The organism is Mycobacterium sp. (assembly GCF_035499775.1).
Lineage (GTDB): Bacteria > Actinomycetota > Actinomycetes > Mycobacteriales > Mycobacteriaceae > Mycobacterium.
In genome coordinates this window covers 1-26,574 of the sequence record NZ_DATJYB010000516.1, presented here as the reverse complement: position 1 = coordinate 26,574, position 26,574 = coordinate 1, and the positions used below count along the sequence as shown (strand labels likewise).

The window sequence follows — 26,574 nt, the reverse complement described above, 5'->3', positions numbered from 1 at the left end:
AAACACCTCTACGCCGACTGCCATCCCCCGCTGCTGAACCCACGCGACATCGATTTCCTGCTTTACGAATGGCTCGACGTCGCCGCGCTGTGCGAGCGACCGCGATACAGCGAGCACTCGATCGAATCCTTCGATTCCGTTCTGGACCTTGCCGCGGATATTGCGATCAAACGCTTTGTGCCGCACTTCAAAACGGCTGACGCGCAGGAACCGTTCGTCAATCCCGACGGCACCGTTGCCACCCTGGCCGAGACGCAAGAGGCGCTGTCGGCGGTCGGTGCCGCGGGACTGCTGGCGGGCGAGTTCGATCACGACGTCGACGGTTATCAGCTCCCGTATGTGGTGTCGAGGGCGGCGTTCGCCTGGCTGCAGGCAGCCAACATCAGCACCGCCGCCTACTTGGGTCTGACGCTCGGCAATGCCCACCTGTTGGCCGCGTACGGCAATAAGGAACAAATCGACACCTGGGTGCGGCCGATGCTCGACGGCCGCTACCTGGGAACGATGTGCCTGTCCGAGCCGGCGGCAGGGTCGTCGTTAGCCGACATCACGACACGAGCCGTCCAAGACGAGGACGGAACATATCGCATCACCGGAACCAAGATGTGGATCAGTGGTGGCGATCACGAGATGTCGGACAACATCGTCCATCTCGTGTTGGCCAAGACGCCCGGATGCCCGCCGGGAGTCAAAGGAATCTCGCTATTCATCGTTCCCAAGTACCTCGTCGACGACGCCGGACAACCCTCGGCGCGTAACTCCGTGGTGCTGGTCGGCCTCAACCACAAGATGGGCAATCGCGGTACGACCAACGCGCTGTTGAACTTCGGCGACGAGTCGATTACGCCCGATGGCCGCAGCGGCGCGGTCGGCTACCTCGTCGGCCAAGAGTTCGACGGGCTGCGGCAAATGTTCCACATGATGAATGAGGCCAGGGTCGGCGTCGGACTGGCGGCAACCGCACTGGGTTACACAGGCTATCTGCAGGCATTGTCATACGCCCGCACCCGCGTGCAGGGCAGGTCCCTCTCGCGTGGCCGCGGAGCCCAGGACGTCCCGATCATCGAGCATCACGATGTGCGCCGCATGCTGCTGGCACAAAAGAGTTACGTCGAGGGTGCGCTTGGGCTCGGCCTGTATTGTGGTCGCCTCATCGACGAAACTCTTTCGGCTCCAACGGATGCCGAGCGTGACGAGGCGCGGCTGCTGCTGGAGCTGTTGACGCCGATCGCCAAGAGCTGGCCCTCGCAATGGTGTGTGGAGGCCAACAGTCTGGCCATCCAGGTCCACGGTGGATACGGTTATACCCGCGACTACAACGTCGAACAGCTGTACCGGGACAATCGGCTCAATTCCATCCACGAGGGCACCCATGGCATTCAGGCTTTGGATCTGCTCGGCCGCAAGGTGCTCATCGACGGTGGGCGCGGCCTGCGACTGCTCGCCGACAAGATCCGGCGCACCACCGACCAAGCTTCGGCGCTGGGAGATCCGTTGGCCACCTGGGCAAGCGCGCTGGCATCGGCGGCGCGGCGGGTCGAGCACACCACCGGAATGCTGTGGAAGGACGGTGATCCAGGGGTCGCGCTGCCGAACGCGACGTTGTACCTCGAAGCCGTCGGCCATGTCGTGGTCGCCTGGATCTGGCTCGAGCAGGCTCGGGCCGCGTACGGCAAGACGGGAGACTTCTATGACGGTAAGCGCATCGCCGCCCAGTACTTCTTCCACCACGAACTGCCCAAGACGACGGCTCAGTTCGACCTCCTGGACAGCGGCGACCGAACGACGGTCGACTTGGACGAAAGCTGGTTCTAGCGTGATGGGTTCCGCACCGGGCCGCAATTTCGGAGCCCGCGGCCGATGACAAGTCCGACGTCGCGGCCGCAGATTCGGATCGACACCGCCGGGGCGGACGGACCCCCGGCCTGGCTCTCCGCGACAGACCCGGCCCGCGCGGCGGCCGACTTCGGTCTGCTGGTAGCCGCGCTGCCGCTAAGGCAGCTGCTGCCTGCCGGCGATGGGCACCCGGTTCTGGTGTTGCCGGGCCTGCTGGCCGACGACGCCTCCACCTGGACGCTGCGGCGCATCCTGCGCGACCTGGGTTACCGCGTGCACGGCTGGCGACTCGGACGCAACCTCGGCCCGACAGCTGCGACCGTCGCGGGATTACAGAACCGCCTGTTCGACGTTCGATCGCGTTACGGCTCTGCGGTCAGTCTGATTGGCTGGAGCCTCGGCGGCATCTACGCTCGCGCTCTGGCTCGCGAGACTCCGGCCGCGGTGCGCCAGGTCATCACGCTCGGCAGCCCGATTCGGCTCGCCAACGAACGACAGACCCGGGCCAGCCGTGCCATGAACCGCTTCGCCCACTTGTACGTCGTGCCAAGAGAATTGCCGCAATCCGGTATCGATCCGCTCCCGGTTCCGGCCACCTCGATCTATTCCCGATACGACGGCATCGTCGCCTGGCAAACCTGCCTCGACTCACCGTCGGCGCGCGCCGAGAACATCGCCGTAGTGGCCAGCCATCTGGGCTTGGGACACCACCCGGCCGTGATCTGGGCCATCGCCGACCGACTGGCGCAACCGCGCGACCGATGGTCACCATTCCGGGCGCCATGGGCGCTGCGATCGCTCTACCCACGTTCCGACACGCCACTGGACCAGTCCGGACGGGAAGCTCGCTGAGCGACGCGTCAGGAACGGGCGCCGCGATGCATGATCAGGCCGCGACCCACCACGGGCTCGGTGTCGCGGGCGTCGATGTCTTCGCCGCATTCCGAGCACACGACCCGCGCGCCGACGCGGTGACCGCACGGCTTGTGCAGCAGATCCACTGGCGGAGCGGGCAGGCCGGTCCACTGGTTGCCCCAGCTCATCAGCGCAACGTAGACCGGAAACAGCGCGCGGCCTTTGGCGGTCAACCGGTACTCGTTGAGGTCGCGCGCAGTGTGCTCGGCGTAGCGTTTGCGCTCCAGAATGCCTTGCTCGACAAGCCAATTGAGGCGGTCGGTGAGCACGTTGCGGGCGAGTCCGATCCCACGTTGGAAGTCCTCGAACCGGCGGGCGCCGTTGAACGCCTGGCGCAGGATCACCCAGACCCAGCGTTCGCCCACGATCGCCGCCGAACGGGCGATCGCGCAGTTCTCCTCCAGCAGATCCGCGTGCTTCACGCCTGCGAGGATAGCGCGCTAGGTGGTTGCTTTTCAAAACTTCATGGCCCAACACGCCGAAGCTGCCGCCAACCATTCGGGTGGTGGCGGTGACGCCGGCCGCGCGGGCTGGCCGGAATCACCAACGTCTGCGAGACGCGATGATGTTGTTGCAGTCATTCTTTTGCTGGGATCGCAGCAGGTCAGTCGGCAGAGCCGGATCGGCGGCGCGCCACGAAAGCCAGTCCAGTTTCGAACAACAACTTATCTTGGCGTTGCAGTCGTGCCGACCGGCAAGCTCGTCCTCGAACTACCGCAATAACGGTCGCCGCAGTCCGCAGCTGAGGCTGAGACAACGGATCTAGCGCGCTTGGGGGTTTTCCAGAACGACCGCGACGCCCTGGCCGGAACCGATGCAGACACCGATGGCGCCGTAGCGGGCGTTGCGTTCGCGCAATTCGGTAGCCAGGGTCAGCACGTATCGAGTGCCCGTCGCGCCGAAGGGGTGCCCGATGGAAACGGCGCCGCCGTTGGGCGTGAGCTTTTCATCGGGAATCCTGAATCCGCCCAATTGGTTCGGCAATTCGCGTAGTACCCCAAGCGCTTGCGCACTGAACGCCTCGTGGACCTCCCACACGTCGACCTGTTCGGGGGTCAGCCCGGCACGCTTGATGGCCATCGGTAGTGCGTAGGCGGGTGCCATCCCCATGATCAGCGGATCGATTCCGTACACGGCCGACGACACAACTCGAGCCAACGGCTCAACGCCGAGTTCGGCCGCGCGCTCGCCGGACGCCAGCACGATGGCGCTTGCGCCGTCGGTCAGCGGCGTGGAATTGGCTGCAGTCATCTGCTTGGTGCCCGGTTGCACCGGCAGCGCCGCAAGCTGCTCAGCGGTGGTGTCGTCGCGGATGAACTCGTCGTGCTCGAAGGTGCGCGCCGGAGTCCTTTTCGTCCCCGGAATCTGCACGGGCATAATCTCTTTGGCCAGGCGCCCGGAGTCACGGGCCGCCTTGGCGTGCTGTTGCGATCGCAAGGCAAACGCATCGATCTCCTCGCGCGTCAGCTCATAGCGATCGGCCACATTCTGGGCGGTCTCGATCATGCCAATGTAGGCGTTGCGAGCCAGCAGCGCCGGATTGGGAGGGCCACCCGCCCCGGCCCACATCGTGTCGAGCAGCACCACCGGTCCCCGCGGGGCGAACGGTGCATCGCCCTTCATGTATGCCCAGCCGGACCGGGACATCGATTCCACCCCGCAGGCGATCCCGACGCCCAGATCACCGGCCTTGATCGCGTGCGCCACATTGATGGTCGCGCTCACCGACGAGCCACAGAACCGGTTGATGGTGGCACCCGCGGCGCTGTCGGGAAATCCCGCCGCCAGCGCCGCCCACCGGGCGACATCGCCCATGCCCTCGTGGGCCGGGTTGACGCAGCCCGCCACGATGTCCTCGATCTGATCCAGACCCACACCGACACGCTCACAGGCGCCCTTCATCACCATTCCGAGCAAGTTATCGGCACGGATGTGCGACAGGGAGCTCCCGTATTTTGCGAACGGGGTACGAACGCCGCCAAGAATAAACGCGTCAGTCATCGTTGACCTTCCAACGTCGGAGCAAACCTAGCTCAGTATCGGCTCCCGTTAATTGCAGCGGAAGATCGGGTTCTGCGCCGGTCGTCCTTCGCTCCACGCGAGGTTCGTCACAGCTCAGGCGTAGGCACTCGATGGACGTGCAGACGCAAGTCGACATCGTCTGCGGTGCTGACTACCTCAGTCGGTGTCTGCAAGAATGTTGTGCCGCTTCAGTATTCACCCGCCGACGAACACCGCCTTGCCGGGCCCCTTCGTCAGGAAGCTATCGATGGCGCCGCGGGCGTCTTCGGTGTCGAAGAGGCCGACCGCCGCGTCGACCAGCAGCGCGTCGGCGCCGGCCACCCCGCCCGCCAGATAGGCCTGCCCGAGTTGTTTGACGACCGCGTACGCGCGGGTCGGTCCAGCCGCCAGCGCGCGGGCGTACTCCCCGGAGGATGCGTCCAGCTCGTCGGCAGCCACCACCCGATCGACCACGCCCCACTCGGCGAGCTGCTCAGCGGGATATAGCTGCCCGCCCAGCGCCATCGCCCGCGCCCGCCCCACGCCGGCTCGGGCGGCGATGCGTTCGACACCCCCGGCCAGGGGAACGATGCCCAGCCGGGTTTCGGGAAACCCGATCATGGTGCCCTCGGCCGCCAAGATCAGGTCGCAGAACAGTGCCAGCTCGAAACCGCCCCCCATGCAGGTGCCGTGCACCGCGGCAAGCGTCGGGAACGGCAGCCGCTCGATGCGGTGGCCCAAATCGATGAACGAGCCGATCAGCGGGCGCAGCTGCCGGGCATTCATCCCTGCGAACAGTGAGACATCGGCGCCGGCGCTGAATGTCTTTCCGGCGCCGCGCAGCACCAGGGCGCGCAGCCCCTCGGCGGCCTCGACCTGGTCGAGGGCGGCCAGCAAGTCGGCGATGAAGTCCGCACCGATCTGGTTCAAGGGCGGGCTGTCGAATGTCACGGTGCCCAGCGGTCCGTCCTGCGCGAAGCGAACCTTCGGTTGGGTGTTCATCCGTCCACCTTTTCGTTCAGATTGGTCAGGTCCCGTTTCCGGCGATCCGGCTGCGGGCGGCGGCGAATAGGTCGACGTTGGTGTGTGCGTGACCCCACAGCCCCCATCCGCCGTCGTTTGCTTCAGTGAGCAGCACCCAGATCCGCTCGGGCGGTGGTGGATTGCCCGGCGCGGCGGCGATCAGCTCGGTCAGCCGGGCCACCACCGCGATCTGCTTCTCGCGATCGAGCCCGCCGGCGTTGGTAAGCACTTGCACGCGCACGTAGTTCGAATCGCCGTTGACGTTCGAGATTGCATCGGCGGGCAATTCATGGATGAACGCGGCGGTGTTGTCACGGAACATGGCGATGTCGGGAACGCCCTCAATCGTCATCAGCGCGGTCGCAAGTCGTTGCGCCACGTCGTGCTTGTCTTCGAACACACCCGTCGGCGCGTACACATCGATCATCGGCATCGGCTTACTCCTTATCCAGGCTCCTCTGGAACGAGTCTGACCGGGCGCGACGTGGCGATCACTCACCTAGATGGGTGACTATTGCCGATCACGCGATGTTTTCACCGTCCTCGCCTAGCTCATACGGCGGATAGTCGGTATAGCCGTGTGGGCCCGGTGTGTAATGCGAGGGGCGGTCGGACTTGTCCACCGGGCCAAGGCGGCGAAGCGCGCCGGGAGGTCGGGGTTGCCGATGAACTTCTCGCCCAACGCGACGAGATCCACCAAGCCGTCGGCGATGAGTTTGTTTCCGCGTTCCCGCGACATGCCGATCCGACGTTGGCGCTGGGTCACCAATTCGGGTGAATACCTGCAACACCGCTGTCGAGTAGCGGGGCGGCAACGGGTTTCGCGCGTTTCACCGCGCGTGTTGCGCAAGGAATTCTCCAAGCCTGGTATCGAGTCGCAGTGGCTGTTCTTGCTGCACCCAGTGCCCGGCTTCCTCGATGAAGTATGTACCGACGAAAGAAGCGCACGCCCGACTCGTGGCCTCGAGCGCCCCGGGGCTCTGGTAGGTGCCCCAGTCACTGCGGCCGGCAATGAAACAGGCGGGCACTTCGATGCGGCGGCCGTTGAAGGCCTGTAGGTCAGCGAGCGCGGCTGCATCGAAGGCGCAGCGGTACCAGTTGAGGCCGCCTTGAAAGCCCGTACGCCCGAACTCACGCACATATACCTGAAGCTCCACATCGGTGAGCCAGGTGCAACGTTCGACTTCTTCGGGAAGAGGCGCCATCTCGGCTACGGTCGCCGCCATGCCCTTGTCGAGTTCCATCACGTAGTAGCGCGGCAAGACGCCAAGATCCTGGGCACGCCATGACTTCAGCGCGCGCGGATGATTGTGCGGCCAATCGTGGCTTTTGCAGTGAAAGTAAGCCCGTAGGAAAGCGCTGAGACCCTGTGCGCTGGAAAGCATGTCGGCATTCGCTTCGCGCGTGGCATAGTAACGCTGATAGTGCTTGCGCGGTGGGTCTAATGCGGCGAGGGCGGCGTCGATCTGCGGCCAGGGATCACTGCCCGGGCCGGGCGGTCCCGCGAATGGCGCGCTCAAGAGCGCCACGCATTGGAATATGTCCGGATGCAGCAGCGCGCACCACGCCGCCACAGGCGAACCGAAATCGTGACCGGCCACAGCCGCGACACGTTGACGGCCGAGCGCGGCCAGCAGGGCGAGAATGTCGCTGACCAGGTGGCTGAGTCGAAACGAGGCCAGGTCGCCGTCGTAGGAATCGTCGCCCCCGGTCGTCGCACCGTAACCGCGTTGATCGGGCGCGATTACGTGATAGCCGCGCGCCGCGACAAGAGGCATGAGCTTGCGCCAGCTGAAGGCCAATTCGGGGAACCCGTGCAACAACAACACCAGCGGGCGGTCGGAATCTTGGTATCCGGCTTCCAGGATTTGCATGGATAGACCGTTGATACCGTCGATGCGGCGTGAACGAACGCCGTCGTCCAAAGGCACTTCGCCGTAACAACTCTCCATCAGTTGCGGCCGGAGGGGACCGGCGGCTGTAGCCGTCGGGGGAATCCGGCCAGGCGAACAGCGTCGCATCGGGTGGTTGTCGGTGTCGTTGCATATGGTGCGTGGTATGTCGCAGCGCCGGTTTCGCCGCACCCCGGGAGGGGTGTCGTCGCTGGGGTTGCATCTGGTGTGGTGTCCGAAGTATCGGCGCAGGATTCTGGGTGGCCGCGTAGCGGCCCGCTGTGGGGAACTGCTGGAGCAGATCGCCGATGAGCACGGCTGGCAGATCGTGGCCAAGGAAGTAATGCCCGATCACGTGCACCTGTTCGTCAGGGTCGGCCCGACCGACGCGCCAGCGGCGGTGGTGCGTGCGTTCAAGGGCCGCACCGCCCGAGTGCTGCGTCAAGAATTCCCGTACCTACGGACCCGCGCGAAGGTGTTGTGGTCGCCGTCGTATTTCGCGGCCTCGGTTGGCTACGTGTCGGAGGCGACGGTGCGCCGCTATATCGAGCATCAGTGGGATGCGGTGCTGGCGTCATGAGGCGGGCGTACGTTTTTCGGTTGCGCCCGACAGCACGCCAGCATATTGCGCTGGCGGCGTGTGTGGACTCGCACCGCGAGTTGTACAACGCGGCGTTGGCCGAACGTCGGGACGGGTGGGCGCACAGCAAGACCCGCATCAACTATGGGGATCAGTCCGCGCAGTTGACCGATATTCGGGCGGAACGCCCTGATGTGGCGGTGTGGTCGTTTTCGAGTCAGCAGGCCACGCTGCGCCGGCTCAACAAGGCGTTCGCCGGGTTCTTCGGGCGGGTCAAGACGGCCAAGCCCGGCGTGAAGCCGGGGTATCCGCGGTTCCAGGGCAAGGCCCGCTTCGACAGTGTGCAGTGGCCGAAAGACGGTGACGGTGCCCGCTGGCTGCCCGAGACGAAGCGGGTGTATTTGCAGGGCATCGGTCAGGTCAAGGTGGAGCTGCACCGCCAGGTGGCGGGCCGGGTCAAGACGATCCAGATCAAACGCCAGGGGCGGCGCTGGATGCTGGTGCTGTCCTGCGACGACGTGCCAACCAATCCGCTGCCGGCCACCGGCCAGCAGGTCGGGATCGACGTCGGCATCGTGAGTTTCGCCACGACCAGTGCGGGTGAGCATGTCGACAATCCGCGCTGGGGCCGGCAAGCGGCGGATAAGCTGGCCGCGGCGCAGCAGCGGTTGGGCAGAGCCAAGCGTGGGTCCAACAACCGCCGGCAGCGGCGGGAGACGGTTGGGGCGTGGCATCGCAAGATCGCCAACCAGCGTAAGGACTTTCACCACAAGCAGGCTCGCACGCTCATCGAGGGGTATGACCTGTTGGTGGTGGAGGATCTCAAGATTGCCAACATGATGCGCCGGGCCAAGCCCGTCGCTGATGAGGACAATCCGGGGCAGTATTTGCTCAACGGTGCCCGGGCGAAGTCCGGGCTTTCCAGGAGTATTGGGGACGCGGGCTGGGGTGGCTTCGTCTCGATTCTGCGCGCCAAAGCGGAAGATGCTGGGCGTATCTGGATTGAGGTCGACCCCCGGCACACCTCGGACGGCTGCGAGAAATGTGGGTACGCCGCCGCCGAAAATCGCGTCACCCAAGCGACGTTCGTCTGCCGGCGATGCGCGCATCGCGCCCAAGCAGACGAGATGGCCGCACGCAACATCCTACGGGCCGGACTGGCCCTTCACGCTCAAGCAGCGTGAGAAGAAGCCGGCGGCTTCCAGCCGCCGGAGAAGTCACAACCATTGCGTCGGTTATGGGGCGGCGGATGTCACGCGGTAGCCGGGCGGCCTACCCCTTCGTCTGCCGGGTGTGCCGTGTCCCGGTCCCGGTCCCGGTGCCAGTCCCGGTACCGGTTCCGGTTCCGGTGCCCGTTCCAGTGCCGGTGCCGTCGCCGCGGCCGCCGTGGGCGATGCGCAGCTCGTCGGCCGTCAGGGTGCGGATGCTCTGTCGGCGCAACGAAATTTTGTCGGTGTTGGTGCTCATTGATCTCTCCTGCTGGTGTGATTTGTTGACGTCGTAGCCCGGGCGGGCCCGCTCGTAGGTAGGAGCGCCAACCACCTCGACGGGTGACACCTTTTCAGGGTCGAGCGGCAGCGTCCCGTGCCGCAGTGACGAATTCGGCCCAGCAAGACGGCGAGTGCAGATGCCCCACACCCGGCAGTACCTCCAAGTCGGCTTCCGGAAGCAACCGGGCCACATGTTCGGCGTGGTGGGCCGGGACGGTGCCGTCAGCATCGCCATGCCACATCCGGATCGGACACTTGACGGCGCTGTAGTCCGGTCCCGACGGCGTACCCATGAGTCGCCAGTCCTCGACCGGTCCGTGTGGGCCGTTTCTGGTGGCCTCGGTAAAGCAATCGATCGCGGATTGGCGAATGTCGGGATCGCGGTAAAGCACGCGATCGACGGGCGAGAGTTCTTTGTCGAACTGACGCGAAAAACGTTCTGGCGACGTGTGTTTGACCACCCAGCGGACGAGGGCCGGGGCCCTGCGGGAAAGTCCCGTCGCGGTCACAGCTGTTCTGGGCATGCCCTCACGATGACGAGGATTCTCCGCTGGTCCGATGCCGCTGACGATGCCTACGAAGGTCAGCCGCTCTGGAAACGCCAGGGCACAGGCAACCGCATGGGGATCGCCAGCGGAGTAGGCGAGGATGCCGAATCGGTCGATTCCCAGCTCGTCGGCAATTGCGAGGACATCGGCAGGCCAATCGCGGTATCGCCGGCCGGCCTGGTGCGTAGAGCTGCCGTAGCCAGGGCGATCGATACCGATGAGTCGCACACCCGAGCCAACGAGCGCGGCATGGTTGAGCGGCTGATCGAAGTCCAACCCGGATCCGGGGGCGCCGTGGAAGTAGAGCAGCGGCGTCCCGTCGGGGTGCCCCATTTGCGCATAGCCACCCGCCGGCCCGATTCCGTGCCGACAGATCCCTCGATGACCGACATCCCTGGACTTCAACGCCGCTATGTGGGCACGTCGGCGGATTGCCGCCACAGCGAAAACCGCCCCACAACCGATTCCGGTAGTGAGGCGGTTACCCAGATGATGATTTGCTAGGCGATCGTCACCGTCTGGGGCGGCAAATCCGTCGACGTCAGCGTCGGACGGTGTGTGCCGGTGGTGGGCACCGTGGTGTGCCTGGTGGTCGTGCCCTTGCCGCCACCGGTGCCGTTACCGCCGCCGGTGCCGTTGCCGCCGTCGCCGCCGTAGGCCATGCGCAGCTCATCGGCGGTCAAGGTGCGGATGCTCTGCCGGCGTAGGGCCAGCTTGTCGCGATTGGTGTTCATTGGTTCCCCTTGTTGTGATGTGTTTCGGCGCGGCCCCCGTTGAGCCACGCTCACAGGTAGGAGCAACAACCGCGCAAAACGTGACTCTTTTGCCGAGGATTCATTGCGGGGTCCTAGGGACGAGGTGCCCGCGCTATCTGGCTCGCGTAGTGGCGGTCGAGGAAGTTCAGCAGGATGAGTTCGTGGGTCCGGGCGGCCGAGCGCAGCAACCGTACGGCGTTCAGGTGGCTAAAGCTGTGCAGCAGCTGCGAATACGACTGGGTCAGCTCACCGCGTTTGGAGCGGTCCGCCAGCTCTGCGAGCAACGGCGCCAGTTGCTGGGACCGGTGCCTGAATGCCATGCGTGCGGCTTCGTAGGGGTGCTCCTTGGTGTCGTCGAGCAGCGCGGTGATGTCGGCACGCTCGCGGCGCCAGCGCTGTCCGATCCCGGGATCGAGGTTGGGTGCGTTGGGGTATTCGGGTCGGTAGCCGGCAGCGCCGCTCTTGGCCCAGTCGCGGCGCTCCTGCAAATCCAGGCCGGCATCAGCCAGGAGGCGGTCGGTGGCGTAAAGGCACAGCCGCCAGCGGGCGTCAGCCGCCTGCTCGCCATACAGGTCGGCGCCGAGCACGCCCAGTGCCCGCAGCACGGCCTCGCTGTCGGCGGCGTGGATCTGCTCGGCCAGTTCGATGCCGGCGTCGCCGCCGTAGCGTTCGATCTCGCGGTGGTACGTGTCGGTCGCGAACTTCCATACCGTCCCGTCGCCGAGGTGGGGGGCCAGTGCATCGGTGATTGCCGGCAACGCGTGGTCCGTCAGTGCGGCCGGTTCACCATGCAACCGAAGCCGCAGATGATGTTCGGGGTCGGCGTAGCGCAGGAAGAACCAATGGTCGACGACACCGCGTTCGCGCAGCTCGTTGACGACGGGTCCGACGGTGTCGGTGAGGATGCGGTCAGCCGACGCGGTACCCGCATAAACCTTCAGGTAGAGCCACTGACTGCCGGGGGTGAAGGTCCGGCGCACCTTGGGCGCGGCCCACACCTGGGGGGCCGGTGCCGGTTCGCGACGACGGATGAAAGGCACGATGAGTTCGTGGGCGAATCGGCCCTGCGGCCCGGTGGCGACCCCGGTGGGCAGGACCTCCTCGAGGATCGCGTGGGTCCGCCCGCGCAGCGCCTTGGCGGCCGCCGCGGTCAGCGCGGGGCTGGCGGTGTCGACGTACAGACGGTTGTCGCCGTCAGCGATGAGCAGCTTGCCGGGCAGCCCCCGCTCGCGAGTCAGGGCCGCCCATCCGGCCACCGCGTCGGGTGTGCTGACCCGGGAGATCTCGGCAGCCGAAAGCCGCCACCGGGCCCGGGCCAAGACCAGGCGCCCCGAGGTGACCCGAGGCAACGTCGGCGACCCTGACAGGGCGCCCCAATCCCACGCCAGCCCGTCGGCCACCCCATCGCCTTGCAGCGCCGCGAGAAACCGGTACACCCCGAAGCCGCGCCACGCCGGATTGTGCGCGGTGGTCAGGCGAGGCCTGACTTCGGCGCCCAGCCGCGGGCTGTAGAGGACGACGCGGTCACCGTCAAGACGCACAGTCAGCTCATCGACACTGAGCTGACGATCCGCGGGGGCGCCGGAACGCCCCAACAGGACCAGTTCGTAATCGCGCAGCACCGGACGGGCCAAGACATTGCCGACCCGTCCTTCCGGCAAGTGGATGATCTCGGCGAACACCACCCCGGGCGTTTGAGCCTCCTCGGCGCGCAGGTGCGCTTGTACTGCGTCGTGCAGGCGTGCATCGCCGTGACAGAACCGTCCGAGCAGCCGTGCTCCGGACGGTCCGTAGACGACGTCCATCTCGACACCGTCCTCCAGCAGGCTGGCGTTGACTGCCAGCGCGTCGGGTAGCGGCAAGCGCGACCGCGACGCGAGTTGAGCGGCCTCGAGCCGAGCGACTGTGGCGGCATCGAGCTCCAGGCGGGCAGCCCCGCTCTCGCGTGCGCGGATCACCAGATCGAGCAGGGTCGCGTCGCGCGCGGTGAACGCGTACTGCAGGGCCACGCCACCCAGGTCGATGCCGGCCAGCAGCGGCGACTCGTCGGCCGCGGGGTGCGTCGACGTATCGAATCCGATGCCCATCTCCTCGTCGAGCGCCTCCATCAGGGCAACCTCGCGGTCCTCGTAGCGCGCCGCGAACTGTTGCTTGAACCGGGCCAGCGCCGGATCCTCGCCGCCGGTGGACAACCGATGTAGCAGTTGCACCCCCTCGGTGAGGAGACGCACCGTGTCAGATCCCAGTGTCAGACCCGACCCGGTTCGGTGCATGTCGACCTGGATCAGCCTGGCGTCGTCACCTTCGCCGGCCAGCTCGAGCAGGGTTTCGGCCACGGCACTGTAGGCCTCCGGCGGATTACCGAGGCCGGCGGCGTCCAGACGCACGAGCTCGTCGGACGCCCGCCACAACGCGTCCGAGGTTGCGGTGAAGTCCGGTCCTTTCAGCGACGAGATCAGCTGCGTCAGCGGTTCTGGGCCCGTCACCGCGGGCTCCGCCACCGGCGTCAGGACCTTGGCCTCGATCAGGGCATCGACGTACTCGCGCGCCTCGTCATGCTCGACTCCCGTCTGGACGGCAACGGCCTCGACGACCCGCTCGACCGTGCAGCCACCGGCTGCCGCGTCCAACGCACACCGCAGCGGCGCGTCCTCTTCGATCACGACCAAATGGTGCGATCGACGGCCCTCGTGAAGCCGGCTTTCGATGAGCCGCATCGCCCCGGCCCCGTGGTAACGGCTGGAGTTGGGCTCGACCACCATCGCCGGTCGTGTCGACGGGTCCGCCAGCAGCCGCTCCACCAGCGCCGCCAGCACCTCGGTGTCGGGTCTGCTGTGCCGGCTGATCCCCTCCGGACCGTCGACCACCAGCGCGGTGGTGTCGCCGACCGCTCCCAGCGAGCAGCCGGCAAAGAGTCCGAACGGGGTCGCACGGGTACACATCCGGGTCAGGTACGCGACCACCGAGGCGATGACCCGGTCGTCCGGGTCGCCGGCGTCCAAGCGGCGCATCAACCCGGGTGAGGCGAGGTGCAACGCCTCCCGAACCTCGGGCCGCGCGACCAGGCTGCGCCAGTACGTGGCATCGGAGCGTAGGCGGTCCAATTCCTCCAACGGCAGCAACGGCGCGCGCATCACGAAAAAGCCACTTGCCGTCAGTTCGGATAAAGCATCCATTTCAAGCTCCTATTCGAGGGGTGTCGCCGACGAGTTGTCCGGCGACGAGTTGTGCGTAATGACCGCCGGTGGCCATCAGGTCGTGGTGACTGCCCGCCTCGACGACCCGGCCCGCGTCCATCACCACGATGTGGTCCGCGTCCATCACGGTGGCCAGGCGATGCGCGATGACGATGACGGTGCATCCGAGCCGGGCGATGTTGGCGTGGACTTTGGCCTCGGTGACGGTGTCGAGGTTGCTGGTCGCTTCGTCGAGCAACAAGATCCGTGGCCGCGGTGCGAGCGCACGTGCCAGGGCAAGCCGTTGCCGCTGACCTCCCGACAGTGAGGCGCCCGCGTCGACTAGTGGCGTCTGGTAACCCATCGGCATCGCGCGGATGTCGTCGGCGACCTCGGCCACCTCGGCTGCCGCCTCAAGCCGGTCCAGCGGCAGATTGGGGTTGCCCAGGACCAGGTTGTCGCGAATCGACAGCCCAAAAATGTAGGGGTCCTGGGTGACCACCCCGATTTGGGAGCGCACGCTGCGCGGGTGCAGGGTCGCCAGGTCCGTGCCGTCGAGCAGGACCCGGCCCTCCGAGGGCGGGTAGAGACCCAGCAGCAGCCGGCCCAGCGTGGATTTGCCCGAGCCCGACCGCCCGACGATGGCCAGCACCTGCCCGGGCTGCACCTCGAGGTTGGCGCCGTCGACGACGGGTGGGCCATTCGGGTGGTAGCGGAAGGTGAGCCGTTCGGCGCGTACCGATCCGGTGAGTTCGGGCGCGTGTCGCAGCTCGCGCCCGGCGGTTTCGGTGGGGGTGTTGAAGACGTCGTCAAGGCGGGCGAGGTAGCTGCCGAGCAGCTGCACCTGCAGCGCGGTGGCGACCAGGACACCCAGTGGCTCAAGGAATCCGGCCGCCAGCGCAGCCAGGGCAAGCATGGTGCCCAGCGAGAGGTGCCCGCTGGACGTCAGGTTGGCGCCAACCAGCAGCACCGCGATCGGGGACAACAGCGCCAGCCCGTGGATCGCGGTCGACACCAGGGCCTCCAGCCGGCCGCGGCGCAGCGAGACGTTCAGTTCGGCGATGAACAGGTTGGTCCAGTGCGACACTGCGCGCCGCTCCGCGCCGGCGGCCTTGAGCGTTTCGACAGCGGAGAACATCTCGTAGGCATACGACTGTGACTTGGCCTCGGTGGCCAGCGCTTCACCCATCAGGTGCTGGTTGCGGCGGCGTGCCGCCAGCAGCACCACAACCTGTGCGGCGCCCAGCGCCAAGACGAGGAATCCCATCGTCGGAGACAGGGCAAATATGACCACCAGGTAGAGGGTGGCCAGGGTGCCGTCGAGCAGCGCGGAGATGGTGCCGGTCGTCAGGATCTCGCGGACCGTCGCGTTGCTGCGCAGGCGCATCATCAGATCTCCCGACGAGCGCTTGAGGAAGAACGCGTACGGCAGGTCGACCAGGTGCTCGAGGAAGTCGAGCGTCATGTCGACGTCCAGGCGGCTGCGCAGCCGCAACAGCAGATGCGCGCGCAGGTACGTCGCGAGCACCGAATAGCCGATCAGCGCGGCCATCACCGCCGCCAGCACCTTCAGCAGGTGCCCGTCGTTGTTGGGCACCACCCGGTCGACGATCACGCCGGTCAGCACCGGCACCGCCAGCGCCATCACCCGCACCACCACCGAAGTGGCCAGCACCCTGCCGATCCCGCTCGACCGGGCCAGCAGCCTGCGGGCGTGATGCAGCGCGCCGGGGGCTGCCCGCCCGCCTGTCGAAAACGAGTCGGTGGGCTCCAGCACGAGCGCGACGCCGCTGTAGAGATCGTTGACCACGGTCCAACTGAGTCGGTAGCGGCCGGCGGCCGGATCGACAATGGTCACACCACGCCGTGACGTCGAGTCAAGGACGACGAAATGCGCTGCACCCCAATGTAATACGGTGCCACGGGGCAGGACCCGCAGATCGTCCAGTTCGGTGGACACCCCGCGGGCCCGCATGCCGAAAGAGGACGCCGCTTCGGCGAGCCGCAGTGCATCGACGCCGTCGCGCCCGGTCCCGGTGGCCGCGTGCATCTCGGCGAGCGAGACGTGCCGGCCGTGATAGGCCAGGGCCATGGCAAGCGCGGCGGCGCCGCAGTCCGCCATCTCGGCCTGCGCGATGTATGGGAGCGCGCGCCCCCGGCGCATCACCAGAACCTCGGCAGCAACACGCTGATCAGCGGCTGCCGTCCCGTCGGAACAACAAGTTCGCCGGCCGGTGCCGAAACGGGCCGGTCCAACCGGGCCCTCACCTCAGTCGCGGTCACCTCGATCACGACCGCGCCCCGCGTGGTGCCGGAAGCATCCCGAAATTGGGCGGCGGTGCCCTGGGCAGGCGGTGTCCCGCCGCCGCGGATCGCGGTCACTGTTATGCCTTGCGTGACGGCCGGCAGCGCCTCCGTCTGGGCGATGCCGACCTGGCCGGCGGCCACCGCGCCCGCTGCCAACAGCACACCGAGTGCGACGAGTCCCGTGTCGATCCACCCGTGCTGCTTGATCAGTTCGCCGGGGCCGGTCGCCGCCGACTGGCGGTCGCGCCACCGGTCACGAAATACGGACTCATAACGGATCTCGCCACCGTCGCTCATCGCGCTGCCAGGGTGGTTCGGTCGGCTTTCATTCGTCTCTCTCCTCGGTGGCGGTCGGTTGTGTGAAGGGCCGCTTTCCCGGATAAGAGCGCTGAGGACGCGAAAGGGGACACATTCTCGGCGACTTCTGTCAGCGCCGTCGTGTGGATTCGGTCGCGGGGCGCGTCTGGGCGCCTGGGGCGTGTGGGGCGTCTAAGCCGTCGGCGCGGGCGCCTCACCCCTGTCGCCGAACGTGAAACTACTGCGAAACCAAGCCGGCCCGATTTTCGCAACAAGTGCACGCTCGGCGACGCCGTCGGCGCGACCGCCAATATCAAATATGCTGCGGTACAGGCGCTTTCATGTGTTCGGCAGCCACACCGGAGCGGGCGGCAGCGGGAAGCCGGGTGCCGGCTGGAACTGACCGAACGTGCCGGTTCGCAGGTCGCCGCGCATCAGTGCCTGGTGCTCGATGTCGGCCCGCGCCGCCACCTGAGCTTGGGCTTGGCGGCACTGTTGGGCCTGTCGCTGACTGCGCCGAATCGCCACCACGACACCCCAGGCAATCAGTCCGATCACCGCAAGTGGCAGCGCGACTCTCCAGTACGCGATGACGATCAGCACGCCGAAGAGACCACCGAAAACAACCAGAACTGGATGCGCAGCCGTGAAGCTCTGTCTGCCTGGGTTCACCACGCGGACGGTGCGGTGATCGACCAACGCGATGATCAGCCAGACAGGCAGCCACATTCCACACGTCACCAGGCTCAGGATCAGGTGCACTGCGTGGTTGGGCCCTGACACCACATACATAGGGTGTGGTGCCGACATCTGCGGTGGCGTCGGCGCGGATCGATAATTTGTCCATCGGGCGCCGTCCCAGTAGCGCACACTCGCGGCGCCCGACGGGTCCGGATACCAGCCATGCGGTGGCAGAATCACTCCACTCATAGCTGGCTCAGCCTACGTGGTCCGCCGATCCCGCGGAGCCGATTCACCGTGTCTCACAGCAACCTCTCACGGCAGAAGTTGGTTCAGCACTTGGTAATACCGCACGACTGGCGCTAGGGAGCTGAGACGGGATGTGCCCGTCAGGAATTCAACCTCATGCCACCGCTTGCGGCCTGTCGCTCGGCGGGACCATCGGTCTGGTCCAGGTCACGTTCAGCGGGATGGGCCCGTTGGGCAGCCACGGCTGCTGTTTGACGGCGTCAGCCACGTTCCAGGTGCCGCGCTCGATGACGCCGAGCGCGGCGTCGATGACCTTGTAGTGCTGGATCCTGTGATGGATCGGCTGCGACTCGACCCACACCACGATCAACTCGCCCGGCTCGAATTTGGCCTCATCCTGAACGGCCTCGATCAGGTCTTCGTTGTGCAGGTGGCCGTCACCGAAGTTGAACCCGATCAACGAGTTGCAGACCATCTCGCCTTCGCGCACCGTTCTGGAGTCGATATCCGGAAGGTTCTGCAACAGCACCGAGTAGATTCCGCGGCCCTGGCTGTGCATGGCCCGCCACGCCAGGATGTGCTGCACGAGGATCTCGGACCACAACGGCTCGTAGCCGAAGTCGACCATTTGGTCGACCTGGTTGCGGGCCGAGCGGGTGACCCGATTCAGCTTCTCTTCGGCGCCAGGCGCGAACGCCCACACCGCTGATGCCCAGTTGCCTGCGTATTGGCGCATCGAGGGCAGGAAGGACACCAGGTCCGGGCGGAGGTTGCCCAGCACCGGAAATACGCACAAGGCGGCGAGGATGACGACGATCAACCACGGCCGGGACATGTCCGCGATTCCGTAGCCCTTCCAGTTGGGGAAGCCCCAGAACAGGAAGATCGTCGCGTAGACGAACAGCAGGTTCCATTCCACCGGCACCGCCAATGGGAACGTCGAAATGATGAACAGGTGGAATGCGACGATGATCGCCGTCGCGACGATCGTCAGCCACGGCCATTGCGAGAGCAGCAGCGTCGGTGGGGCGAAGATCTCGACCACGGTGCCCGGGCCGTGCGCCACGAAGCTCGCGACGTGCGACGGCAGCAGGTCGTGGGGGTAATTGCGGTAATGGGCCCGCTTGAACCATTTGACCGGCAGCGCAGGGCTGTTGCTGACCATGGGCGGGATGACGTTGGTGAAGTGCAGGCCGAACTTGGAGACACCGGCCCAGAACCACACGGTGAAGATCAGCACCTTCAGCGCGACGATCATGTCGACGAACGGCAGCGCGGCGAAGAAGAACAACGCCGGCAGGTACTGCTCGCCGCGCGCCGCCAGGAAGACGGTCTTGTCCCGCAACCCGATAACGATCAGCAGCACCATGGGCGCGATCAGCAGTGCCGGGTTTACCAGGCCGGAGGTGTTGGACGGCAGCACCGCCGACAGCGAATCGCTGTGTCTACCCGGTAGCACCAGTGGCGCCACGAGGCTCACGATCAGCGCCAGATAGACGACGATGTCGAACCAGGTGCGCCGGTTGCCCGCGGTGAACGGGACCCGCCGCCATGGCCGCAGCCGGATGGTGTCGGGCCTGGCCCAAAATCGGTATCCCCCGGTCATCGGCTTGATCTTGCCGGCCAGGGGGCCCCAGGATCCGGCGAGGCCGATGAGTTCCAGCAGCACCGTCCACAATATGGCTTTCTGGTAGACGATCGGCTGGTTCCACCACTGCGACACGTGCCAGATCGTCGGCAGGCCGGAGGTGATGGTGGCAATCACGATGCCGCCCACCGCATAGAAGAACGCCAGCTTGACGATGTAGAGGAGGTGGATCATCTTCGGGACGCCGTATCCGTAATCCACCCACTTGATGGCGAGGATCCTGATGCGCTCCATCAGCGGTTGTCTCAGGAACGTTTCGGGATCGACCGCAGGATATGTCGGCGTTGCGAATCCCACGATGAACTCCTCTTGAACGACCAGCTTTCAGGCTAGGTCGGTGGCCGGTCGGCGGAGGCGATAATCGCAACTTCGTGCGCTGATCACGCCTGCAGCGGTGGCCCCGGCCTGCACCGGCGGCGCGGGCTGAGGAGACGCCGGCCGACGGAAAACCAAAGGAAGTACAAAGGGTAGGCATATTCGGTAGCATCGTGGCACCCGCTTACCTGGGGAGGCTGGCCCATGGGTGAGGTGGCGTTCGGCCGCTATCAACTGATCGAGATGATCGGCGAGGGCGGCATGGGCGCGGTCTATAAGGCCCACGACAGCGTGATGTGTCGCGACGTGGCGATCAAGCTACTGTCGCCCGAGCTGGTCAAGAAACCCGGGTACGCCGAGAGGTTCCGGCGTGAGGCCTTAACAGCGGCAAAATTGACCGAGCCGCACATCATCCCGATCCACGAGGCCGGCGAAATCGATGGCCAGTTGTATCTGGTGATGCCGGTCATCAAGGGCACCGACCTGCAATCACTGCTCAAACGCGCCGGGCCGATGGCCCCGGAGCGCGCCGTGCGGGTAATCGAACAGCTGGCCGCGGCGCTGGATGCGGCGCATGAAGCGAGCCTGGTGCACCGCGATGTCAAACCGTCGAATGCGCTGGTGACTGCTCAGGATTTCGTGTATCTGATCGATTTCGGCATCGCCCTCGACGCGTCGACGAGCAGGCTGACCCGCTCCGGTGCCACGGTGGGGACGTGGGCATACATGGCTCCCGAACGCTTCGGTTCCGGGATCCCCGACGCGCGCGCCGATGTGTATGCGTTGGCGTGTGTGCTGTACGAATGCCTGACCGCGCAGCTGCCCTATCCGGCGGACAGCTTGCAGCAGCAGGCGGTGGCGCACCTCACCCAAGACCCCCCGAAACCCAGCGTTTTCGACCCCGCCATCCCGGTCGGGTTCGATGACGTGATCGCGTGCGGCATGGCCAAGGGCCCTGAGCAGCGCTACCAGACCGCCCACCAGCTGGCCGTCGCCGCCCGGCGGGCGCTCAGTGACTCGCCTGCACCGACTGACGACAGGCCGCCCCCTGCGCGGACGATGTCCGACGGCCTCGCAGACTCGACTTTTACTGATAGCCAACGGGCAATCACGGTCCCACCTGCGGCTGCCAAGCCATTGGCTGAGCTCAAGCATGTGACGGTGCTGTTCGCAAGTGTGGTTGATTCGATGGACCTGGCCGTGGCGCTGGGTGTGGAGCGGTTTCAAGAGCTTATGACCGAGCTGGTCAATCGTTCGGCCGCCGTGGTGCAGCGCTATGGCGGGGTGGTCGACAAGTGCACCGGCGAGGAGATCACGGCGGTGTTCGGCGCGCCGGCGGCGTTGGAGGATCATGGGCTTCGCGCGTGTTTGGCGGCCCTGGGAATACAGGAGGAGGCCAGGGGCCTGGCCGGCGTACTTGAACGTTCTGAGGGCGCGGACCTGCAACTGCGCATTGGCCTCAATTCGGGGCAGGTCATCGCCGGTGGGACCGATTCGGGTTCTTTGGCTTTGGTCGGCGAGCAGGGCGGCATGGCCCAGCGCATGGAGTCTGTGGCCCCACCCGGCGGGGTCATGCTCAGCGAGTCCAGCGCCCGACTGGTCGAAAACACCGCGGTGCTGGGTGAGCCGGAGATGGTTTGGCTGCAGATCCGCGGCGGTCACGCACTCATGCCCGCGCGTCGCCTGCTGGGGGTGGCGTCGCAGCCGGGGGGGATCGGTCGTTTCGAGACCACGTTGGTGGGACGTCAATGGGAAATGACCACCATCACGGGAATCTTGGATCGATTGAGCGATGGGCACGGGAGTGTGGTGTGTGTGGGGGGAGCGGCGGGCATCGGTAAGAGCCGGCTGGTTCACGAGACCGTCGCGATCGCGCGCCGCCGCGGTGTCGAAGTGTTTTCGACCTTCTGTGAGTCTCATTCCAGTGACATTTCGTTTCATGTGGTGGCGCGGCTGCTACGCGCGATCGCGGGGATCAGCGATCTGGATGCCGAGGCCGCGCGGGCGCGGGTGCGCGCCCAGGTTCCCGATGGAGTCGACCCGCAGGATCTGATGTTGCTGGATGACCTGCTGGGCATCAGTGACGCGGGTGCGGAGCTACCGGCCATCGACCCGGCCGCGCGGCGGCGGCGGTTGACCGCTCTGATCAACGCGGTGTCGCTGGCGCGCACCGCGCCGAGGCTCTACATCCTCGAAGATGCGCATTGGATCGACGCGGTCAGCGAATCCATGCTGGCCGAGTTCTTGAAGGTGATCCCGAAGACTCCATCGATGGCGCTGATCACTTACCGCCCGCACTACCACGGGGCGCTCGCCCAGGTGCCCGGCGCGCAGACGGTGGCGCTGGACCCACTGGGCGATGCGGATACCGCCGCATTGGTCGGTGAGCTATTGGGCGCGGATCCCTCGGTAACCGCGGTGGGCGCGCTGATCACCGAACGGACCGCCGGTAACCCGTTTTTCGCCGAGGAGATGGTGCGCGAGCTTGCCGAACAGGGTGTGCTGGAGGGCGAGCGCGGTCGCTATCGGTGCCGCATCGATGTGTCCGAGGTCAGCGTGCCCGCCACCGTGCAGGCGGTTATCGCTGCGCGCATCGATCGCCTCGAGCCGGGGGCCAAACAGACGCTGAGCGCCGCGGCGGTGATCGGATCAGAGTTCGGCCCAGAGCTGTTGGCCAGCCTGGGGATCGATCCGGCGCTAGAGGCGCTGGTCGATGCGGAGTTGATCGATCAGGTGCGGTTCACCCCGCGCGCCGAGTACGCATTCCGGCATCCGTTGATCCGCGCGGTGGCCTACGAGTCGCAACTGAAATCAGACCGGGGCAAGTTGCACCGGCGCCTGGCCGCGGCCATCGAGGCCGGCGACCCGGGATCGGTCGAGCAGAACGCGTCGGTGATCGCCGAGAATCTCGAGGCAGCCGGCGATGTGCAACTCGCGTATGGCTGGCATATGCGTGCGGGCGCGTGGTCGACGCATCGCGATATGGCAGCCGCGCGGCTGAGTTGGGGTCGGGCGGTGGAGATCGCCGACTTGCTACCTCCCGACGATGCGGGCCGCACCGTGATGCGCATCGCCCCACGCACCCTGCTATGTGGCACCGCCTACCGAGTCCATGCCGGAGACTCCCCCACGCGCTTTGAAGAGCTCCGCGAACTGAGCACACTCGCGGGGGACAAGCCATCGTTGGCGATGGGTATGGCCGGGCAGGTGATGGACCATTGGGTTCATGCCCGCGTGCGGGAGGCCTCGGCGCTGGCATCCGAACTCATGGCCCTGGTCGAGGCGATCGCGGATCCGGACATGACGGTCGGGCTGTCGTGGATCCCGACACTCGTCAAGGTCGAGACCGGCGAATACGCCGACGTGCTGCGCTGGTCACAGGCAGTCATCGACCTGGCCGACGGCGATCCCACCAAAGGCAACTTCCTGATTGGGTCTCCGTTGGCGTTCGCCCACGCCACGCGCGCGGTTGGCCGAGCGGGCCTGGGCTACCCGCTGGCAGAGGTGTTGCCTGCCCTCCCCGTCGCCGCCGCCATGTCCCGCGAGACGGACCCGACGACCCATGCCATGGTCATCGCATTCACATACGCACTGGGAATAGCCGTTGGGGCGCTGCTGGCCGACGACGCCGCGCTGGAGCTCATTGAAGAGGCGCTGCAGATCGCCGAACGGTCCGCTGACGATTTCGCGCTGGGCCACGCCCGATACGCGCTGGGCCTCGCGCTGATGCACCGCGACTCGCAAACAGACCACGTGCGCGGACTGACGGTGCTTACACAACTGCGCGAGAGGTGCCTGCACGAGCACTGGACCCTATCCGAGGTACCGTTCATCGATGCCTACATCGCCTGGGAGCAGGCCAGGCGTGGAGAGCTCGATGATGCCATCGTGGCAATGCGGGCAGCCGTGGACGACCTGTTCGACGCGGGACAGCTCGCCTGGTGCATCCCTCCCACCCGCGTGTTCGTGGAAACGCTGCTGGCCCGCGGCGGCGAGGCTGATCTGCTGGAAGCCCAAACCGCGATAGAGCGGTTGGCGGCCGCCCCGATCGAGGTGGCGGACCTCGATATCTGGGTGCTGCGGCTACACGCCTTGCTGGCCTGCGCCCGCGGCGACGAGGCCGGCTACCGCGATTTTGTTCAGCGACACCGCGCCATGGCGATAAAGCTTGGCCGGCTGGGACATATGGCGATGGCCGATTCGTGGACCGTGCGCACTGCGGCGGCAGGCGCAAGCCGACTATTTTCTACTTCGGCGAAAATGTCTCAAAAGAAGGGTTTGAGCAAGCTTATTCTCTGGTCGACGGCGCCAAGGCGTCGTCGCTGACGATGCGACTTGCTGCACGGTGTCATCGTCCGGGCGCTGGGGAGTCACGAGTGGTCGAAGGTTGCCCAGCAGGACTTCGAGCTCGACGCCCGCCGCCAGTTTAAGCGATTTCGTTAGTGTGTCTTGCGATTTGGCCGCTATTCGTCCGTTCCTATCGGCAAAGCCCGACCAGCGCTTGACAGGCCGCTTCGATCAAGCATCATGGCGGGGATACCATCTGTGAGATTCTGTGAACGCGGCGGCCGGGAATTGGGTGAACCTGAACAGCTTTGCCTTCGGTAAGTCAGCGCGAGAGGCCATTGCGGTTGGAACGGTGTTGCTTTTGCTCGCGCCCGTTGCGGCTTGCTCGCATCGCGATGGAGTACACACTGCGGTGAGCGAAAGCATGCACACGACGCAGGCGCCGACGGCGGCTCCCGCACCCGGCCCCTCGACGGTCTCCAAGCCGCCCGAGCCGCCTAATGCACCCGAATTCGCAACGGTGTCAAAGCTGATCAACGACGCGATTGCGGCGAATCGGATGCCGGGTGCCGTGGTCGCGATCGGGCACGGTGGCCAGGTCGTCTTCCACCAGGCTTACGGCCTGCGCAAGCTCGGCGGCGAACAGGGGCTGGATGGATCGCCCGCACCCGCGGAGCCGATGACCGAGGACACGATCTTCGACATGGCGTCGCTGACGAAGTGCCTGGCAACGGCGACTGCCGTCATGCAGCTTTACGAGCAGGGCAAGGTTCAGTTCGACGATCCCGTGCAGGACTACCTGCCGGACTTCAACCCGGCAGACGATCCCCAGCGTGCCAAGGTGACGCTTCGCATGTTGCTTACGCACACTTCGGGAGAAAAGGACGACGTAGACCTCAAAGATCCGTGGGGACTGGAGGCAGCAGACAAAACAGAAGGCCTTCACCGTGCGTTCACCACTCCGCTGGAGTCGAGTCCCGGTGAGGTTTTCAACTACTCCGACATCAACTACATCCTGCTCGGCGCGCTGATCGAGAAACTCACCGGCGAGACCCTGGATGTTTACGTTCAGCAAAACATCTTTGCGCCGCTTGGCATGGCAGACACGCGTTATCTTCCGCTGGCCAAAGCGTGTGGCCCAGCCAAGGTGAGAGGGGCTGCGATCGCCTGGGCTCCCGGGCGTGAGTCGGCGCCATGTGCTGCAGATACCTGGAGCGCCAGTCTTTTGCCGCGGATCGCACCCACCGCGCTGGACGAAGAAAGCAGAGCCGACCCGAGCAAGAATCCCGATTATGGGTTTCTGCTGCGGGGCAGTGTGCATGACATGACGTCGCGGCGCATGGGTGGAGTGGCCGGGCATGCCGGTGTGTTCTCGACGGCGGGTGATGCCGGCATCTTTGCGCAGGCCCTGCTTGATCGACTTGCGGGCCGGCCGAGCAGCTTTCCGCTCCAGCAAGCGACTTTGCAGTTGATGACGGCTCCACAGCAGCCGGGCCACTCGGCTCAACAACTCCAGGCCGCGAACAATGCCACCCGAGCAGCCATCGCTAAGACACCAAACAAAACATATCCGCTACTCGCGCCGCATTATCCGGCGATCAACGGACAAAACCTGCGGGGCTTCGGCTGGGACATTGATACCTGGCTTTCCTCGCCGCGGGGCATCGTCTTTCCCATCGGCAGCTTTGGCCATACCGGCTTTACCGGAACCTCGTTTTGGCTGGACCCAGACTCAGATACGTACGTAGTTCTGCTCACGAACGCAATCCAGGTGCGAGGCAGCACACCGATATCGGATCTGCGAGGTGCAGTGGCTACGGCGACCGCGCGGGCCCTGCACCTTTAAAGCCGCTCGAAGTGCTGGTAGTCGAGGGGAGCTGCCCATTCGCCACCCCACCGCCAGCCGCGATCCGTGAATGCGTGCACGGCCGGGTCGCCGATGTGTAGCAGTCCCGGATCGGTGCGGGTGCGGTCCAGGTAGGCCGCCGCGTTCTGCGGTTCGAAATACCCGTTGGCGTAAAGGCACGGGTTGAGCAGCGTATTGATGTCGATGGCCCGGCCGTAGGCGTGCGGAGACCAGTCGTTGGATCCTGGTATGCGCCGGCAGTTGAACGCCGACGTGTTGTCGTCCTCCATGGACAACTCGTCATCGGCGTCCGGGTAGTGGTCGACCGTGTTCATCTTCTCGACGGGATAACGCAGTCGGTAGAGCTGCTCGAAGATCGCGATGACGTCCGCCACCAGCTCCTGGTGCACGATCAGGTCGCCGCGGTGGGTCTGGTGGTCGAAACCGAGGTAGTCGACGCTGACCCGACGCAGCTGCTCGGGCTCGACGGGACAACCGGGCCGCCAGGTCGTGCCAAGTTCGTCGGCAGTGACCGGAGCCACCGTCGCACTGGCCGGTGCAGGTGGTGCGCCGGCCGACGGCGACGCGGCGGTCGACGGTGGCGCGGCGGCCGACGGCGACGCCGCGATCGACGGTGACGGTCCGGCCGACGGTGACGGTGTGGCCGCCTGCGGCGGCGCGCCGGTGCACTGCACCAGCACGAGAACCGCTGCGAGCAGTTCCGCCAG

21 protein-coding genes are annotated in these 26,574 nt (G+C 65.9%); 7 read left to right on the top strand and 14 right to left on the bottom strand.

The genetic code is table 11. The features are described 5' to 3' along the window. Nucleotides 1-30 precede the first annotated feature (30 nt). Both VML93_RS31805 and VML93_RS31800 read left to right on the top strand, forming a co-directional pair. The gene (locus tag VML93_RS31805) at nt 31-1,815 is read left to right on the top strand and encodes an acyl-CoA dehydrogenase (RefSeq protein WP_325616773.1); all 1,785 of its coding nucleotides are present in this window, start codon (nt 31-33) and stop codon (nt 1,813-1,815) included. A gap of 45 nt (nt 1,816-1,860) precedes the next feature. Beyond that, nucleotides 1,861-2,688: an alpha/beta hydrolase gene (locus tag VML93_RS31800; RefSeq protein WP_325616767.1), complete on the top strand. Its 828-nt coding sequence runs from the start codon at nt 1,861-1,863 to the stop codon at nt 2,686-2,688. 8 nt (nt 2,689-2,696) lie between these two features. Here VML93_RS31800 and VML93_RS31795 read toward each other — a convergent pair whose 3' ends face one another. Further along, the gene (locus VML93_RS31795; RefSeq protein WP_325616765.1) at nt 2,697-3,173 is read right to left on the bottom strand and encodes a winged helix-turn-helix transcriptional regulator; all 477 of its coding nucleotides are present in this window, start codon (nt 3,171-3,173) and stop codon (nt 2,697-2,699) included. Nucleotides 3,174-3,195: 22 nt separating this feature from the next. Here VML93_RS31795 and VML93_RS31790 point away from each other — a divergent pair, with 22 nt between their 5' ends. After that, nucleotides 3,196-3,474: a hypothetical protein gene (locus VML93_RS31790; protein WP_325616763.1), complete on the top strand. Its 279-nt coding sequence runs from the start codon at nt 3,196-3,198 to the stop codon at nt 3,472-3,474. Between the two features lie 39 nt (nt 3,475-3,513). Here VML93_RS31790 and VML93_RS31785 read toward each other — a convergent pair whose 3' ends face one another. The 4 genes from VML93_RS31785 to VML93_RS31770 form a co-directional block, all read right to left on the bottom strand. Beyond that, nucleotides 3,514-4,752 carry a thiolase family protein gene (locus tag VML93_RS31785; RefSeq protein WP_325616762.1) on the bottom strand — a complete coding sequence of 413 codons (1,239 nt, stop codon included), beginning with the start codon at nt 4,750-4,752 and terminating at the stop codon, nt 3,514-3,516. A 216-nt stretch (nt 4,753-4,968) separates the two neighbouring features. After that, nucleotides 4,969-5,754, bottom strand: a complete 786-nt coding sequence (locus VML93_RS31780) for an enoyl-CoA hydratase/isomerase family protein (RefSeq protein WP_325616760.1) — start codon at nt 5,752-5,754, stop codon at nt 4,969-4,971. 25 nt (nt 5,755-5,779) lie between these two features. Beyond that, nucleotides 5,780-6,208, bottom strand: coding sequence for a tautomerase family protein (locus tag VML93_RS31775; protein WP_325616758.1), 429 nt, complete (start codon nt 6,206-6,208; stop codon nt 5,780-5,782). A gap of 397 nt (nt 6,209-6,605) precedes the next feature. Beyond that, entirely contained in the window at nt 6,606-7,700 is a 1,095-nt protein-coding gene (locus VML93_RS31770; protein WP_325616756.1) for an alpha/beta hydrolase, read from the bottom strand. Nucleotides 7,701-7,833: 133 nt separating this feature from the next. Between VML93_RS31770 and tnpA the strand changes: the two genes are divergently transcribed. Together tnpA and VML93_RS31760 are read left to right on the top strand one after the other, a co-directional pair. Continuing rightward, on the top strand, nt 7,834-8,247 hold the full coding sequence (gene tnpA, locus VML93_RS31765; protein WP_325616754.1) for an IS200/IS605 family transposase: 414 nt from the start codon (nt 7,834-7,836) through the stop codon (nt 8,245-8,247). Between the two features lie 20 nt (nt 8,248-8,267). Then, nucleotides 8,268-9,431, top strand: coding sequence for a transposase (locus VML93_RS31760; RefSeq protein WP_325616752.1), 1,164 nt, complete (start codon nt 8,268-8,270; stop codon nt 9,429-9,431). Nucleotides 9,432-9,519: 88 nt separating this feature from the next. Here VML93_RS31760 and VML93_RS31755 read toward each other — a convergent pair whose 3' ends face one another. The 8 genes from VML93_RS31755 to VML93_RS31720 all read right to left on the bottom strand — a co-directional run bounded on the left by VML93_RS31755 (nt 9,520) and on the right by VML93_RS31720 (nt 19,695). Further along, nucleotides 9,520-9,804, bottom strand: a complete 285-nt coding sequence (locus VML93_RS31755) for a hypothetical protein (RefSeq protein WP_325616750.1) — start codon at nt 9,802-9,804, stop codon at nt 9,520-9,522. A gap of 4 nt (nt 9,805-9,808) precedes the next feature. Next, nucleotides 9,809-10,618, bottom strand: a complete 810-nt coding sequence (locus VML93_RS31750; protein WP_325616748.1) for an alpha/beta hydrolase — start codon at nt 10,616-10,618, stop codon at nt 9,809-9,811. A 167-nt stretch (nt 10,619-10,785) separates the two neighbouring features. Then, the gene (locus VML93_RS31745; RefSeq protein WP_325616746.1) at nt 10,786-11,019 is read right to left on the bottom strand and encodes a hypothetical protein; all 234 of its coding nucleotides are present in this window, start codon (nt 11,017-11,019) and stop codon (nt 10,786-10,788) included. 113 nt (nt 11,020-11,132) lie between these two features. Continuing rightward, nucleotides 11,133-14,216, bottom strand: coding sequence for a lantibiotic dehydratase (locus VML93_RS31740; RefSeq protein ID WP_325616744.1), 3,084 nt, complete (start codon nt 14,214-14,216; stop codon nt 11,133-11,135). Nucleotide 14,217: 1 nt separating this feature from the next. Next, on the bottom strand, nt 14,218-16,380 hold the full coding sequence (locus VML93_RS31735) for a peptidase domain-containing ABC transporter (protein WP_325616742.1): 2,163 nt from the start codon (nt 16,378-16,380) through the stop codon (nt 14,218-14,220). After that, nucleotides 16,380-16,820 carry a hypothetical protein gene (locus VML93_RS31730; protein ID WP_325616740.1) on the bottom strand — a complete coding sequence of 147 codons (441 nt, stop codon included), beginning with the start codon at nt 16,818-16,820 and terminating at the stop codon, nt 16,380-16,382. The genes VML93_RS31735 and VML93_RS31730 overlap by 1 nt, the downstream gene beginning before the upstream one ends. Before the next feature lie 339 nt (nt 16,821-17,159). Beyond that, nucleotides 17,160-17,750, bottom strand: a complete 591-nt coding sequence (locus tag VML93_RS31725) for a DUF2510 domain-containing protein (RefSeq protein ID WP_414686502.1) — start codon at nt 17,748-17,750, stop codon at nt 17,160-17,162. A 154-nt stretch (nt 17,751-17,904) separates the two neighbouring features. Continuing rightward, nucleotides 17,905-19,695, bottom strand: a complete 1,791-nt coding sequence (locus VML93_RS31720) for a DUF3556 domain-containing protein (protein ID WP_325616737.1) — start codon at nt 19,693-19,695, stop codon at nt 17,905-17,907. A gap of 222 nt (nt 19,696-19,917) precedes the next feature. Here VML93_RS31720 and VML93_RS31715 point away from each other — a divergent pair, with 222 nt between their 5' ends. Both VML93_RS31715 and VML93_RS31710 read left to right on the top strand, forming a co-directional pair. Beyond that, nucleotides 19,918-24,039 carry a serine/threonine-protein kinase gene (locus VML93_RS31715; protein ID WP_325616735.1) on the top strand — a complete coding sequence of 1,374 codons (4,122 nt, stop codon included), beginning with the start codon at nt 19,918-19,920 and terminating at the stop codon, nt 24,037-24,039. Between the two features lie 385 nt (nt 24,040-24,424). Then, the gene (locus VML93_RS31710; RefSeq protein ID WP_325616771.1) at nt 24,425-25,846 is read left to right on the top strand and encodes a serine hydrolase domain-containing protein; all 1,422 of its coding nucleotides are present in this window, start codon (nt 24,425-24,427) and stop codon (nt 25,844-25,846) included. Here the strand turns inward: VML93_RS31710 and VML93_RS31705 are convergent. Beyond that, a complete protein-coding gene (locus tag VML93_RS31705; protein WP_414686501.1) occupies nt 25,843-26,574 on the bottom strand; it encodes a M15 family metallopeptidase in 732 nt (243 codons plus the stop codon). The two genes, VML93_RS31710 and VML93_RS31705, sit on opposite strands and share 4 nt — an antisense overlap.